Genomic DNA, 14729 nt, shown 5'->3' on the forward strand with positions numbered 1-14729 from the left:
ATGTTGTGTGGTCACAGAATGGCAGTGCGGTAGTGGGCACTTCGGCCAAAACCGACGGCAACGGCCAAACTACCGTGACGTTTACCGACCTGAAAGCGGAAACAGTGAACATCACCGCCACCGTGAACAGTACAAGTCAGTCTAAACCGAGTAGCTTTGTCCCTGACCCTGCACAGTTCAAGATTGATCAAGTCAGCCTAAAAAGCGATGGCACAGGTAGCACAAGCGGTGCACATATCACTGATAACATCGTCGCAAAAGTTCATGTTGTTGATGCAAGTGGAACAGCTGTAAATAATGAGACGGTAACTTTTAGCGTAAGTGGCTCTGCAACGCTTGGCAGCCCATCAGGGAAAACGGATACAACAGGATGGGTAACTGTAAACTTTACCGATACTGTTGCTGAAGTGGTTACATTCACCGGTACACTTAATAATGGAAGCCATTCATCAGCAACAATGACTTTTAGCTCGGTGCCAACGTCATTGGTATTAACGCAAAATGGAGCGAGAGGCTCGGCCAAGGATCCGATCATATATACAGCAGTCGTCACCGATGCCGTGGGGCACAAACTTCAAGGATTAACGGTTCGCTATACCCAGCCAGGAGGGTATGTAGTTTGCAGTATCAACAATGAAATTACAGATGCGAATGGAGAAAGCAAAATGACCTGCCATACTTCTGGTGGGACTTCTATGGGTACGAGTGTGACTGCAACAGTATATGCAACATCTGTATCCGATACTGTGTCTGGTATAAATTATTATCTTTACTAAAAGAACGATTTGATAAATAACAAGGTTGTTTTTTAATTAAAAAAGTCGCCCGAGGAAATATCTCGGGCGACTTTGCGTTTCAGTATTCGATGTAAAATATTTGAAGATTATACTTATTTCCAGAGCGATAGAATAACCCTGCACCCATAGTTCTCTATTTCTTCGGCATTATAGCAATCAGCATTTTTATGGCGATTTACGTCTCCGTATTTATGCAATTACATGCATGCAATTGCATGTGGTACATGACTGCACGAACCAATAAACATCCTCCTCAACGCCTCGGCGGGTATATTTCTCCGGTGAGCACTCCAGTTACATGACCTCCCCAAGCTGATTAAAACGCTTCTCTCAAAAGATATTTTCAAAGACCAGATAGTCGAGCACGTAGCGGCTAAACTCATGCTGACTGAGCAAAGAAGAAGTGGGGGGCAAAGTGCTGGCGTGAATGTTGCGCTTCACCTAAATCGGTGAGCTGTGGTGAATGGTTACGCGTAGGCTTTGCGCCAACTATGCAAAATTGACTGGCGGTGCAAACTATTTACGTTGTTGATGCACTTGGGGGGCGAGAATATCGCTGCGGTCTACTAACGATGATGGCTCACCGAAGGTAAAGCCTACACTACAGCATCAGATTGCGAGAGCTATCAAAAATAAAAAGGCCCCACCTAAGTGGAGCCTCTATTTTATGCCATTTTAAGCTGGCAGGTAATTACATGGACTGAGTGAAAGTACGAGTAATTACGTCCTGCTGCTGTTCTTTGGTCAAAGAGTTGAAGCGTACAGCGTAGCCAGATACACGGATGGTCAGCTGAGGATATTTCTCAGGATTTTCCATCGCGTCTAACAGCATTTCGCGGTTCATAACGTTAACGTTCAGGTGTTGACCACCTTCGATGCTAGCTTCGTGGTGGAAGTAACCATCCATCAGGCCAGCCAAGTTAGCTTTACGAACTTCGTCGTCTTTACCCAGAGCGTTAGGAACGATAGAGAAGGTATAAGAAATACCATCTTTAGCATAAGCAAACGGCAGTTTAGCAACGGAGGTCAGAGAGGCAACAGCACCTTTCTGGTCACGGCCGTGCATTGGGTTAGCACCTGGACCGAATGGCGCGCCAGCACGACGACCATCTGGGGTGTTACCTGTTTTCTTACCATAAACCACGTTAGAGGTGATGGTCAGAACAGACTGAGTAGGAACCGCGTTGCGGTAAGTAGTCAGTTTCTGAATTTTCTTCATGAAACGTTCTACCAGGTCACAAGCGATATCATCGACGCGTGGGTCGTTGTTACCAAACTGCGGGTATTCACCTTCGATGTCGAAGTCAACAGCCAGGCCGTCTTCGTCACGAATAGTAGAAACTTTCGCATATTTGATTGCAGACAGGGAGTCAGCAGCAACAGACAGACCTGCGATACCACATGCCATAGTACGATATACGTCACGGTCATGCAGAGCCATCAGGGATGCTTCGTAGCTGTACTTGTCATGCATGTAATGGATGATGTTCAGCGCGGTGACATACTGTTTAGCCAGCCAATCCATGAAGTGATCCATACGTTCCATGACTTTGTCATAGTCCAGTACGGTATCCATCATTGGAGCTTCTTTCGGGCCAACCTGCATTTTCAGTTTTTCATCAACGCCGCCGTTGATTGCGTACAGCATGGTTTTAGCCAAGTTTGCACGAGCACCGAAGAACTGCATTTGTTTACCAACAATCATTGGGCTTACGCAGCAAGCAATTGCGTAGTCATCATTGTTGAAGTCAGGGCGCATCAGGTCATCGTTCTCATACTGTACAGATGAGGTATCGATGGAAACTTTAGCAGCAAATTTCTTGAACGGCAGAGGCAGTTTTTCAGACCACAGGATGGTCATGTTTGGCTCTGGAGATGGACCCATGGTGTACAGGGTGTTCAGGAAACGGAAGCTGTTTTTGGTAACCAGAGTACGACCGTCCAGACCCATACCAGCCAGGGATTCTGTTGCCCAGATTGGGTCACCAGAGAACAGTTCATCATATTCTGGAGTACGCAGGAAACGAACCATACGCAGTTTCATAACCAGATGGTCAATCAGTTCCTGAGCTTCTTCTTCAGTCAGTTTGCCTTCTTGCAGGTCACGTTCGATGTAGATATCCAGGAAGCTGGATACACGACCGAAGGACATTGCAGCACCGTTCTGAGATTTAACCGCAGCCAGGTAGCCGAAGTAAGTCCACTGTACAGCTTCTTTTGCGTTTTTAGCTGGAGCAGAGATATCGCAACCATATTTGGCAGCCATTTCTTTGATCTGGCCCAGAGCGCGATGCTGGTCAGCAATTTCTTCACGCAGACGAATAGTCGCTTCCAGATCTTCACCGTTTTCCAGTTTGGTCTGCAGTGATTGGAACTGAGCGAATTTGTCTTTCATCAGGAAGTCGATACCGTAAACGGCGATACGACGGTAGTCACCGATGATACGACCACGGCCATACGCATCTGGCAGACCAGTCAGAACACCAGATTTACGGCAGTTCAGGATGTCTTTGGTGTAAACGTCAAACACGCCCTGGTTGTGAGTTTTACGGTATTCGGTGAAGATTTTCTTGATCATTGGATCAAGCTCACGACCGTAAACTTTACATGAACCTTCAACCATCTTGATGCCGCCGAACGGAATCAGAGCACGTTTCAGAGGCGCATCAGTTTGCAGACCAACGATTTGTTCGAGGTCTTTGCTGATGTAGCCAGCATCATGAGAGGTGATGGTTGCAGCTACGTTGGTATCGAAATCAACCGGCGCATGGGTACGGTTTTCAATTTTGATACCGTCCATGACTTTATCCCACAGGTTGGTCGTCGCTTGAGTAGCGCCAGCCAGGAAGGATTCGTCACCTTCGTACGGGGTGTAGTTTTTCTGGATGAAATCACGAACGTTGACTTCATTCTGCCAGTCGCCTTTAGTGAAACCTTCCCATGCGGCTGCTTGTTTTTCATTAAGCTCGGACATTTAACACCTACCTTCTAGTGTGGATTTCTTTGTAAACCCGGCGCTGTGGTAAAGCACATAATTAGTGCTTATCGCCACCGCGCAGATAAATAACCCAGTATGTCAGACCAACCAGTAAGCCACCGCCGATGATGTTCCCGATCGTGACAGGGATCAGGTTATCGGTAATGAAGTGGCTAACGGTCAAGTTTGAGAACTGTTCTGGTGCAGTACCAATGGCTTGCCAAAACTCCGGCGCTGCGAAATTCTTAATCACAATCCCTAATGGGATCATGAACATATTTGCAATGCTATGTTCAAAACCGCTCGCCACAAACATGGCCACCGGTAAAACCATTGCAAACATTTTGTCCATCAGGCTACGGCCGGAATAGCTCATCCAAACTGCAAGACAAACCATCAAGTTGGCCAAGATCCCCAGGCAAACGGCTTCAACAAACGTATGATGCAATTTGTGATCGGCTGTTTGCAGCACATTGAGACCCCACGCGCCATTCGCTGTCATGTGCTCGCCGGCAAACCACATCAGTGCCACAAAGAAAAGTGCACCAATCAGGTTGCCTACATAAACATTTAACCAGTTGAGGCCTAACTGTCTCCAGGTAATGCGCCCACTGGCCTTGGCAACGACAATTAATACGGTTGAAGTAAACAGGTCAGCCCCGCAAACCACAACAAGCATCAGGCCAAGAGAGAAACAGATACCACCAACCAGCTTGGCAAAGCCAAAAGGTACACCAGCAGTGCCGGTTGTCGCGGTAATGTAGAAAACGAAAGCAATAGAAATGAAGACACCAGCCGTGATCGCTAAATAAAAAGTCTTCAGCGGGTGCTTAGTGGCTTTATAAACGCCAGCATCTTCGGCCACTTTGGCCATTGCTGCTGGTAGTAGTAGATCAAAGGGGTTGTCAGCTTTCACACTAACTCTCTCTTAATATTAATCAGCGTTGAGATACTAACAAAGCAGTATACGGCAAAAATTGATCTGGATCATGATGCGCAGAACTAGCATACCCAAAATACCCCTAAAAACAGTAAGTTAAATAATAAACTCGTTGAATTCAAAAGGAAAAATATTTTTTAAATTTTACACGCTAAGTTGAATGAGCACGCTAACAGAAAGTGTAAAAGGTAAATAAATAACTTAAGAATTCGATCAAATTGAAGATATTATTTTTCAATGTCAGTAATAACATTACTTATATACAACAATTAAATTACATCTGAATGACGGTTATAGAGATTCATACATATAGTAGAAAAGCCCACCTTTTAAACTTACCGCACAAGGACATACGACTATGATAGTCGTTGTGTCATTTTTTCCGTGATGATAAATGCGTTTGGAGGTGGGATTCGGCAGGTTTGCGCGTTTATTGATCAAAAACGTCTGCGCCGGTGCACGCGCGCAGACGTTCGCTTAGATCAACAAGCCTATTATTTAGACCAATAACGGCGTTTTGCTGCCTGAAGTTTTTGATACGCCTGTAGCAGCGCTTGATGCGCAGGGAGGGCTTTCAAATCGTCGTCAATTGCAGGAAGACCATAGAAACGCTCTTCTCCAGCGATAATTGCCGAAGCGGCTTCAAGCGTTTCGGCGCCATACATGCGGCTGAACGCATGGTAGTACTGAGCAGGGTCGCGCTCTTCTTCAATGCTTAGCAGCAGCAAGGTTTGTAGGCAGCGATAGAAATTGGCGCGTTCTGGGCTGAATACTGAGGCATTGAAGTCCTGAGTCCATTCGGTCCATATCAGCGCTTGCTCCAGATCGCCGCCCGCTAATGCCAGCATAGCTTTCAATTCACCTACACGCAGGGTATACCAGCCGTTGTCTTTACCCGTTGCGATACCTAACAGCTCGCGCACACGAGTGAAGTCGTCAAGGCCTTCGTCATCGAGCTGTTCGATGATCTGTAAATACTCTTCTTTCGTCAGATTGGACGCTGGCAGCTGAAGTAACTGAGTGCGTAAGTGCGCGCCCATGCTGTTATTAGCTAAGAGCAAATCTTCGGCAGGATAGATATCGGACATACCCGGAACGATGATGCGGCAGGCATAGACATCAAGGTGTTCATAATCCGCGATGTAAACTTCTTTATCTTCTTGTTCGAAGATGCTCATCAACGTGCTGAACTCTTCTTCGGTGGTACCTTTAAACGACCAATCGGCAAAGGCATAATCGGCGTCTTGCTTGAACATATCCCAAGAAATCAAACCGCTAGAATCGATGAAGTGAGTTTCAAGGTTGGCATGCTCGCCGACTTCTTCGTCATCGAAGGTCGGTGCGGTGAAGACGTCGAGATCTTTCAGGCTTCGGCCTTGCAGCAGCTCTGTTACCGTACGTTCTAAAGCCACGCCAAAGTCAGGGTGGGCGCCGAAAGAGGCAAAACAGGTGCCGTTGGCTGGGTTAAACAGCACAACGCAGATAACCGGATATTGTCCCCCGAGTGAAGCATCGTAGGACAGAATAGGGAAGCCTTCCTGTTCTAGTTTTGCAATCGCTTCAACCACTTCTGGATAGCGGTTTAAAATGTCGGCAGGGATCTCTGGCAGGCTGATAGATTCCGCGATGATACGGTTTTTCACGTAGCGTTCGAAAACTTCAGACAAACCTTGCACGCGGGCTTCGTTGCGCGTGTTGCCCGCAGACATGCCGTTTGAAACGTACAGGTTGCCAATGATGTTCATTGGAATATAAACAGTTTGCTGATCGGACTGGCGGGTAAACGGCAGCGCGCAGATGCCGCGATCGACGTTGCCGGATTGCAGATCGATAAGATCCTGCGCGCCTACATCACCTTCTGGATTGTAAAACGCATGCAAACGCTCATCTAAGATGCCTTCAGGCAGGCTGTCGTCGGCGGGAACAGGGAACCACTTCTCATTTGGATAGTGGACGAAGTCCCCTTGCGCAATTTCACGGCCAAGGTAGAAATCAGCGAAGAAATAGTTAGTCGACAAGCGCTCAAAATATTCACCTAACGCCGAGGCCAGCGCGGCTTTTTTGCTAGCGCCTTTGCCGTTGGTAAAACAAAGCGGGCAATCACGGTCGCGGATGTGTACAGACCAAACATGCGGAACAGGGTTTAGCCAAGAGGCTTCTTCAATATTGAACCCAAGGTCGGTCAATTGCTGTTGGAAGCGTGCAATAGAATCTTCCAGCGCGGCATCTTTGCCGGGAATATAGGTCTGCGTCATTTGAGTCACTTGTTAGCTGCAAAAAACGGCATGATACGTTTTTTTAGCCTATTCCTCCATGAATTCCATATCCATAGGGAATGTCACATTTTTTTTATGGATATAAAAGATAATTCATGCAGTTATCTAATAGGAGAAATCGAATGAAGTTGGTTAAAGTAAGTTTGCTGGCGCTGTTGGTTTCAGGGTTTAGCGGCGCGGCTTTTGCGTTGCCTAATATCACCATTTTGGCAACGGGCGGCACTATCGCCGGGGGCGGTGACTCAGCAACAAAATCAAATTATACCGCCGGGAAAGTGGGCGTAGAGTCTTTGGTTGATGCGGTGCCTCAGCTTAAAGATATCGCAAACATCAAAGGTGAGCAGGTAGTCAGCATCGGTTCGCAGGATATGAATGACGATGTGTGGCTGAAACTTGCCAAAAAAATCAACGCTGATTGCAATAAAACCGATGGCTTCGTGATTACCCACGGCACGGATACCATGGAAGAGACGGCTTACTTCCTCGATTTAACCGTAAAATGCGACAAACCTGTGGTGATGGTTGGCGCGATGCGCCCATCAACCGCCATGAGCGCCGATGGCCCCTTCAACCTGTATAACGCCGTTGTGACCGCCGCAGATCCGGCTTCTGCCAAACGCGGTGTTTTGGTTGCGATGAACGATACGGTGCTGGATGGTCGTGATGTGACCAAAACGAACACCACCGGTGTACAGACATTCCAAGCGGTTAACTACGGCCCATTGGGATACATTCATAATGGCAAAGTTGACTACCAGCGTTCGCCTGAGCGTAAACACACCACGCAAACGCCATTTGACGTGAGTAAGTTAACCTCATTGCCGAAAGTTGGCATCGTGTACAACTACGCCAACGCGTCGGATCTGCCAGCTAAGGCGCTGCTTGAAGCAGGCTATCAAGGGATTGTGAGTGCAGGGGTTGGCAACGGCAATCTGTACAAATCGATTTTCGATACTTTAGCTACTGCGGCACATAACGGCGTAGCCGTGGTGCGTTCATCACGCGTTCCTTCTGGGTCAACCACGGAAGACGCTGAAATTGATGACGTGAAATATGGTTTTGTAGCATCAGGCACGCTCAATCCACAAAAAGCACGCATCTTGCTTCAATTAGCTCTGACACAAACTAAAGATCCAAAACAGATCCAGCAGATGTTTAACCAGTACTAAGTTCTACCTAAAAGGGGAGCGTTCCGGCTCCCCTTTGTCTTTTGCCGACTAAGCTATATTCATCACTTAAGGCAAATGGACATCCATTCCGATGCAATCCTTTGATTTGAAACGTATGGCCTTCGATAAGGTGCCGCCAGATTTTCTTGCGGAAGTTGCGGTGCGCTGCTTATTTACATTCTTTTTGGTATTTATCTTTCTCAAAATGACGGGGCGCCGCGGCGTGCGGCAAATGTCGCTGTTTGAAGTGGTGGTCATCTTAACGTTAGGATCTGCGGCGGGTGATGTAGCGTTTTATGACGATGTCCCTATGCTGCCGGTTTTTACCGTCTTTATTTGCATCATGCTGCTTTATCGTTTTTCAACGTTCTTGATGTCTAAAAGTGAAAGAATTCAGACTTGGATGGAAGGTAAACCGTTGGTCATTATCCGTGACGGTACGTTTATCTGGGAAACCTTAAACCGCGAAAATATTACTCACGATGAATTTTTTATGGAGTTGAGGCAAGAGGGCGTTGAACACTTGGGACAAGTGCGGTTGGCCATTCTGGAAGTTAATGGTTCTATCAGCGTCTACTTTTTTGATAACGACAGCGTTCGATACGGACTTCCTGTGTTGCCAAACAGCTGCATTAAAAAAGTAGATAAGATTTTAGATATAGGCACATACGCGTGCAGCGAATGCAGCTTGATTGAACATCAAGCTGCGGGGTGTTCGCCGGTCTGCCCGCGCTGTGGAAATCAATGCTGGGTAGAGGCCAAAAATAACAGTCGGGTAAACTGAAAATAAATACAAAAAAGTATGAAAGTTTTTTGCTCCCGCCTTGATACAGGACTTTATTTTTAAAACGCCTATAGTAGCCTGGTGGCGCAGAGTTCAGCGCATTGGGGACAGTCACCAATAACCGTTGCAGCCTGAGCGCGTGAATGATAAAACCAAATGATAAAGTAAATCAGATGTGAATAAATTCGATATTAATGTGGGCTGATAATCCTCATGTCTAGGGTTTTGCCGACATGTAAACAATTGACTAAACGTAACGAAAGCGGTGAGGCGAAATGACACAGGTGTACAATTTTAGTGCTGGCCCAGCAATGATGCCGGTAGAAGTATTGCGTCGTGCTGAACAAGAACTGTGTAACTGGAATGGCCTGGGTACTTCGGTCATGGAAATCAGCCACCGCGGTAAAGAGTTTATGCAGGTCGCGGCGCAGGCTGAACAAGATTTGCGTTCTCTGCTGAAAGTTCCTGATAACTATAAAATCTTATTCTGCCACGGCGGTGCGCGTGCGCAATTTGCCGCGGTTCCGTTAAATCTGCTGGGCGATAGCAACTCAGCTGATTATATGGACGGTGGTTACTGGGCACATAGCGCTATTAATGAAGCACAGAAATACTGCACGCCGAATGTTGTTGATATTAAGACCACCGACGATAATGGCCTCCAAGCGATCAAGCCGATGCGTGATTGGACGCTGAGCGACAATGCTGCCTATGTGCATTATTGCCCAAACGAAACCATTGATGGCATTGCCATCGATGAAGAGCCTGATTTTGGCGATAAAATCGTTGTTGCCGATCTCTCTTCCACCATTCTTTCTCGCCCAATTGATGTTAGCCGCTATGGCGTGATTTATGCCGGAGCGCAAAAAAACATCGGTCCCGCGGGGATCACCGTGGTTATTGTGCGTGAAGATTTGCTGGGCAAAGCTCGCCAAGAACTACCATCGATTCTCGATTACACCGTTTTGGCTGAAAACGATTCTATGTTCAACACACCACCGACTTTTGCATGGTATCTCTCAGGCATGGTATTCAAATGGCTGAAAGAGCAGGGCGGCCTGATTGAGATGGAAAAACGCAATAAAGCTAAAGCTGACCTTCTTTATAGCGCTATCGATCGCAGTGATTTTTATCGTAATGGCGTGGCATTACAAAATCGTTCACGTATGAACGTGCCGTTCCAGATGGCAAATCCTGCATTAGACCCGTTGTTCTTACAGGAAGCGAAGGCCATTGGCTTAGTCGCTTTGAAAGGCCACCGCGTGGCGGGGGGAATGAGAGCGTCGATTTATAATGCGATGTCGATTGAAGGTGTTAAAGCGCTGACCGACTTTATGGCTGATTTTGAACGCCGTCATGGATAATTAGGCTGAATCGGTTTTAAACCCCGGCATGCCGGGGTTTTTTGTTTGTGTATAAGAAAGATGACAGCCGTCACGAAAAACGGTACAACAATGTAATGATTTATTTGCAGTGACGGGATTCGCTGCATTAACTGAATATTTGGAGTGAATTTGATGCAGGATTCCCTGATTTTACAACCTATTGCACATTTTTCTGGTGAAATAAATTTACCGGGTTCCAAGAGCGTATCTAACCGTGCGTTACTGCTCTCGGCTCTTGCGAGTGGAACAACATGTTTACATAACTTGCTTGATAGCGATGATGTTCGCCATATGCTAACTGCGTTAAAGCAACTGGGCATTCATTTCCAATTATCCGATGGGCATACCCGTTGCGAAATTACGGGCAACGCGGGTGCCCTAAAAGCGCAAAGCGCGCTTGAACTATTTTTAGGTAACGCAGGAACGGCCATGCGCCCACTTGCAGCCGCGTTATGTTTGGGTGATGGGGATGTGATCCTCACCGGCGAGCCGCGTATGAAAGAGCGTCCGATTGGGCATCTGGTTGACGCGTTGCGTCAAGGTGGAGCCCAGATCGATTATCTGGAACAAGAAAACTATCCACCTCTGCGCCTGCGCGGTGGGTATACCGGCGGCGACATTGAGGTTGATGGTTCGGTCTCCAGCCAGTTTTTGACTGCGTTATTGATGATGGCACCGCTGGCCACGCGAGATACCGTTATCTCCATTAAAGGGGATTTAGTTTCGAAACCCTATATCGATATTACGCTGGCGTTGATGCACAGTTTTGGCGTTAGCGTTGAGAACGATAATTATCAGGTTTTCCGTATTGCTGGTGGGCAACACTATATTTCTCCGGGTAACTATCTCGTTGAAGGGGATGCGTCTTCTGCATCCTATTTCCTCGCCGCGGCTGCGATTAAAGGCGGCACTGTACGTGTGACCGGAATTGGCAAAAATAGTGTGCAAGGTGATATTCGTTTCGCTGATGTTCTGGAAGAAATGGGCGCAAAAATCACTTGGGGTGATGATTTTATTGAATGCTCTCGCGGTGAACTGCATGGCATTGATATGGATATGAACCATATTCCCGATGCGGCCATGACCATTGCCACCACCGCGTTGTTTGCCGATGCGCCAACCACTATCCGTAACATCTATAACTGGCGTGTAAAAGAGACCGACCGCCTATCCGCGATGGCCACTGAGTTGCGCAAAGTGGGCGCTGAAGTTGAAGAGGGCGAAGATTTTATTCGCGTTGTGCCTCCCGCACATTTGAAAGCCGCTGAGATTGGTACCTATAACGATCATCGCATGGCGATGTGCTTCTCATTGGTCGCGTTGTCGGATACGCCGGTAACGATCCTCGATCCTAAGTGTACGGCGAAAACCTTCCCAGATTATTTCCAGCAGTTCGCTCGGTTAAGCCAGTAGTCCAAATCCTAAAAAGGGTCTACTTACTGTAGGCCCTTTCTTTTTTGTACATTGCCACATAAAGCTTCCGCAACCGATTAGCTAGGATTTTTTCGCGTCTCGTTACATCGCTTTCGCCTAAACTATGGAACCAGCGTTTGTTAGTGGGTGCGAGTTTTTCCAGCAACCAGCATCGCTGAGGGTAACAGTGAGTCGTTGATCGGCGTATAATGCGCGCCGTTCGATGTGTGTGTCCTGCTATGGTCATTCTGCCTAGATGCAAATATATCGTCTCGCCATAGCAGAGCACACCCAAGTCTTCGTAGACAGAGTCTATGCGGGCAGTTGTTTCCCCCAGAAAGGAGAGAAAAATGACGGCAATAGCTCCGGTAATTACCGTTGACGGGCCGAGTGGTGCGGGTAAAGGGACTTTGTGTAAAGCGTTGGCTGAATCTTTGGGCTGGTGTCTTTTAGACTCCGGCGCGATTTATCGCGTTCTTGCCCTGGCTGCGTTGCATCACCAGGTCGATATCACGTCAGAAGAGGCCTTGGTGCCATTGGCTGCACATCTTGACGTTCGTTTCGTCGCACAGGATGGGCAGTTACAAGTCATCCTTGAAGGCGAAGATGTGAGCAATGAAATTCGAACGGAATCTGTGGGCAGCACCGCCTCTCAGGCCGCCGCATTTCCGCGTGTAAGAGAAGCGTTATTGCGTCGTCAGCGTGCGTTCCGTGAATTTCCCGGTCTCATCGCCGATGGCCGTGATATGGGCACCGTGGTTTTCCCAGATGCGCCGGTTAAGATTTTTCTCGACGCGAGCTCAGAAGAGCGTGCGCGTAGACGCATGCTTCAGTTGCAGGAGAAGGGCTTTAGTGTTAACTTTGAACGCCTTTTGGACGAAATAAAAGAACGCGACTATCGCGATCGTAATCGTTCAGTGGCTCCGCTTGTTCCTGCGCAGGACGCGCTCATGCTGGATTCAACCCAGATGTCGATTGAACAAGTGATTGAAAAAGCACTGGCTTATGCCAAGCAGACATTACAACTTTCTGCCGAGTAGGGTGGAAAGGAAAGCTTACCGTTAAGGATAAGCCGATAGCCATAATGTTAAACTACATTATGGCTATTGTTGTTATTGATAAATTTGTTCAGCTAATATTGCTGAACGATGTATAATATTACCCTCCCTGCCGCTATGGATTGTCGCGGGGCATGTTAAACAACCCCATCTAGCAGGATGCCTGATGGACGTTAAAATAAAGAACCCTGAAGATTATCAATATGACTGAATCTTTTGCTCAACTCTTTGAAGAATCCTTAAAAACAATCGAAACCCGCCCGGGTTCCATCGTTCGTGGCGTTGTTGTTGCTATCGACAAAGATATCGTACTGGTTGACGCTGGTCTGAAATCTGAGTCTGCAATTCCAGCAGAACAGTTCAAAAACGCACAGGGCGAACTGGAAATTCAGGTAGGCGACGAAGTTGATGTTGCTCTGGATGCAGTTGAAGACGGCTTCGGTGAAACTCAGCTGTCCCGTGAGAAAGCTAAGCGTCATGAAGCTTGGATCACGTTGGAAAAAGCTTACGAAGAAGCTGCAACTGTTACCGGCGTTATCAACGGTAAAGTTAAGGGTGGCTTCACTGTCGAGCTGAACGGTATCCGTGCATTCCTGCCAGGTTCTCTGGTAGACGTTCGTCCGGTACGTGACACTCTGCACCTCGAAGGCAAAGAGCTTGAGTTTAAAGTCATTAAGCTGGACCAGAAACGCAACAACGTTGTTGTTTCTCGTCGTGCCGTTATCGAATCTGAGAACAGCGCAGAACGCGATCAGCTGCTGGAAAACCTGCAAGAAGGTATGGAAGTTAAGGGTATCGTTAAGAACCTGACTGACTACGGCGCATTCGTTGATCTGGGCGGTGTTGACGGCCTGCTGCACATCACTGATATGGCTTGGAAACGCGTTAAGCACCCAAGCGAAATCGTGAATGTGGGCGACGAAATCACTGTTAAAGTGCTGAAGTTCGACCGCGAACGTACTCGTGTATCTCTGGGCCTGAAACAGCTGGGCGAAGATCCATGGGTAGCTATTGCTAAGCGTTATCCAGAAGGTACCAAACTGACTGGTCGCGTGACTAACCTGACTGATTACGGCTGCTTCGTAGAAATCGAAGAAGGCGTTGAAGGTCTGGTTCACGTTTCCGAAATGGATTGGACCAACAAAAACATCCACCCATCCAAAGTTGTTAACGTTGGTGATGTTGTGGAAGTTATGGTTCTGGATATCGACGAAGAACGTCGTCGTATCTCCTTGGGTCTGAAGCAGTGTAAATCTAACCCATGGCAGCTGTTCGCAGAAACCCACAACAAGGGCGACCGCGTTGAAGGTAAAATCAAGTCTATCACTGACTTCGGTATCTTCATCGGCCTGGACGGTGGCATCGATGGCCTGGTTCACCTGTCTGACATCTCCTGGAACGTTGCAGGCGAAGAAGCAGTACGTGAATACAAGAAAGGCGACGAAATCGCAGCAGTTGTTCTGCAGGTTGATGCAGAGCGCGAGCGTATCTCCCTTGGCGTTAAACAACTGGCAGAAGATCCATTCAACAACTACATCTCTATGAATAAGAAAGGTGTAATTGTTACTGGTAAAGTAACTGCAGTTGACGCTAAAGGTGCTACAGTTGAATTAGCTGATGGCGTAGAAGGCTATCTGCGTGCTTCTGAAGCTTCCCGTGACCGCGTTGAAGATGCCACTCTGGTTCTGAGCGTAGGCGACGAAGTTGAAGCTAAATTCACTGGCGTAGACCGCAAGAATCGCGTTGTAAGCCTGTCTGTACGTGCTAAAGACGAAGCTGATGAGAAAGATGCAATTGCTGTTGTTAACAACAAGCAGGAAGATGCACCAAACTTCTCTAACGCTATGGCTGAAGCATTTAAAGCAGCTAAAGGCGAATAATGATGAGGGCGGTTTCGGCCGCCCTGTAACGGTAGTTAAGCTGCAAAGTG

Annotated in this window: 10 protein-coding genes; 7 read left to right on the plus strand and 3 right to left on the minus strand. The window is 47.5% G+C overall.

The features are described 5' to 3' along the window. Positions 1-776, plus strand: a 776-nt coding sequence (locus BN1044_RS18475; protein WP_217492955.1) for an Ig-like domain-containing protein, incomplete at its 5' end; no start/stop codon positions are given. A gap of 712 nt (positions 777-1488) precedes the next feature. Here the strand turns inward: BN1044_RS18475 and pflB are convergent. The 3 genes from pflB to ycaO all read right to left on the minus strand — a co-directional run bounded on the left by pflB (position 1489) and on the right by ycaO (position 6969). Further along, positions 1489-3771 carry a formate C-acetyltransferase gene (gene pflB / locus BN1044_RS18480; protein WP_072309910.1) on the minus strand — a complete coding sequence of 761 codons (2283 nt, stop codon included), beginning with the start codon at positions 3769-3771 and terminating at the stop codon, positions 1489-1491. A 61-nt stretch (positions 3772-3832) separates the two neighbouring features. Then, positions 3833-4690 (minus strand): formate transporter FocA, encoded by an 858-nt coding sequence (focA, locus tag BN1044_RS18485; RefSeq protein WP_072309911.1) that lies wholly within the window; start codon positions 4688-4690, stop codon positions 3833-3835. 518 nt (positions 4691-5208) lie between these two features. Beyond that, positions 5209-6969 (minus strand): 30S ribosomal protein S12 methylthiotransferase accessory factor YcaO, encoded by a 1761-nt coding sequence (ycaO, locus tag BN1044_RS18490; RefSeq protein WP_072309912.1) that lies wholly within the window; start codon positions 6967-6969, stop codon positions 5209-5211. A 143-nt stretch (positions 6970-7112) separates the two neighbouring features. Between ycaO and ansB the strand changes: the two genes are divergently transcribed. The 6 genes from ansB to rpsA all read left to right on the plus strand — a co-directional run bounded on the left by ansB (position 7113) and on the right by rpsA (position 14679). After that, the gene (gene ansB, locus BN1044_RS18495; protein ID WP_072309913.1) at positions 7113-8159 is read left to right on the plus strand and encodes an L-asparaginase 2; all 1047 of its coding nucleotides are present in this window, start codon (positions 7113-7115) and stop codon (positions 8157-8159) included. Between the two features lie 91 nt (positions 8160-8250). Continuing rightward, positions 8251-8943, plus strand: a complete 693-nt coding sequence (locus BN1044_RS18500; protein ID WP_072309914.1) for a DUF421 domain-containing protein — start codon at positions 8251-8253, stop codon at positions 8941-8943. Positions 8944-9218: 275 nt separating this feature from the next. Continuing rightward, positions 9219-10307, plus strand: a complete 1089-nt coding sequence (gene serC / locus BN1044_RS18505) for a 3-phosphoserine/phosphohydroxythreonine transaminase (RefSeq protein WP_072309915.1) — start codon at positions 9219-9221, stop codon at positions 10305-10307. A gap of 153 nt (positions 10308-10460) precedes the next feature. Then, positions 10461-11741 carry a 3-phosphoshikimate 1-carboxyvinyltransferase gene (aroA, locus tag BN1044_RS18510; protein WP_072309916.1) on the plus strand — a complete coding sequence of 427 codons (1281 nt, stop codon included), beginning with the start codon at positions 10461-10463 and terminating at the stop codon, positions 11739-11741. 350 nt (positions 11742-12091) lie between these two features. Beyond that, positions 12092-12781: a (d)CMP kinase gene (cmk, locus tag BN1044_RS18515; protein ID WP_025800967.1), complete on the plus strand. Its 690-nt coding sequence runs from the start codon at positions 12092-12094 to the stop codon at positions 12779-12781. A 221-nt stretch (positions 12782-13002) separates the two neighbouring features. Continuing rightward, positions 13003-14679, plus strand: a complete 1677-nt coding sequence (gene rpsA, locus BN1044_RS18520; protein ID WP_072309917.1) for a 30S ribosomal protein S1 — start codon at positions 13003-13005, stop codon at positions 14677-14679. Positions 14680-14729: the final 50 nt, after the last annotated feature.

This window comes from Hafnia alvei (assembly GCF_900095695.1).
Classification (GTDB): Bacteria; Pseudomonadota; Gammaproteobacteria; order Enterobacterales; family Enterobacteriaceae; genus Hafnia; species Hafnia alvei_B.

What these genes read in the sequence shown, in the direction of transcription:
- pflB (WP_072309910.1), bottom strand. Translation starts at nt 3,771, where the DNA reads ATGTCCGAGCTTAATGAAAAACAAGCAGCCGCATGGGAAGGTTTCACT.
- ycaO (WP_072309912.1), bottom strand. Translation starts at nt 6,969, where the DNA reads ATGACGCAGACCTATATTCCCGGCAAAGATGCCGCGCTGGAAGATTCT.
- ansB (WP_072309913.1), top strand. Translation starts at nt 7,113, where the DNA reads ATGAAGTTGGTTAAAGTAAGTTTGCTGGCGCTGTTGGTTTCAGGGTTT.
- BN1044_RS18500 (WP_072309914.1), top strand. Translation starts at nt 8,251, where the DNA reads ATGCAATCCTTTGATTTGAAACGTATGGCCTTCGATAAGGTGCCGCCA.
- serC (WP_072309915.1), top strand. Translation starts at nt 9,219, where the DNA reads ATGACACAGGTGTACAATTTTAGTGCTGGCCCAGCAATGATGCCGGTA.
- aroA (WP_072309916.1), top strand. Translation starts at nt 10,461, where the DNA reads ATGCAGGATTCCCTGATTTTACAACCTATTGCACATTTTTCTGGTGAA.
- cmk (WP_025800967.1), top strand. Translation starts at nt 12,092, where the DNA reads ATGACGGCAATAGCTCCGGTAATTACCGTTGACGGGCCGAGTGGTGCG.
- rpsA (WP_072309917.1), top strand. Translation starts at nt 13,003, where the DNA reads ATGACTGAATCTTTTGCTCAACTCTTTGAAGAATCCTTAAAAACAATC.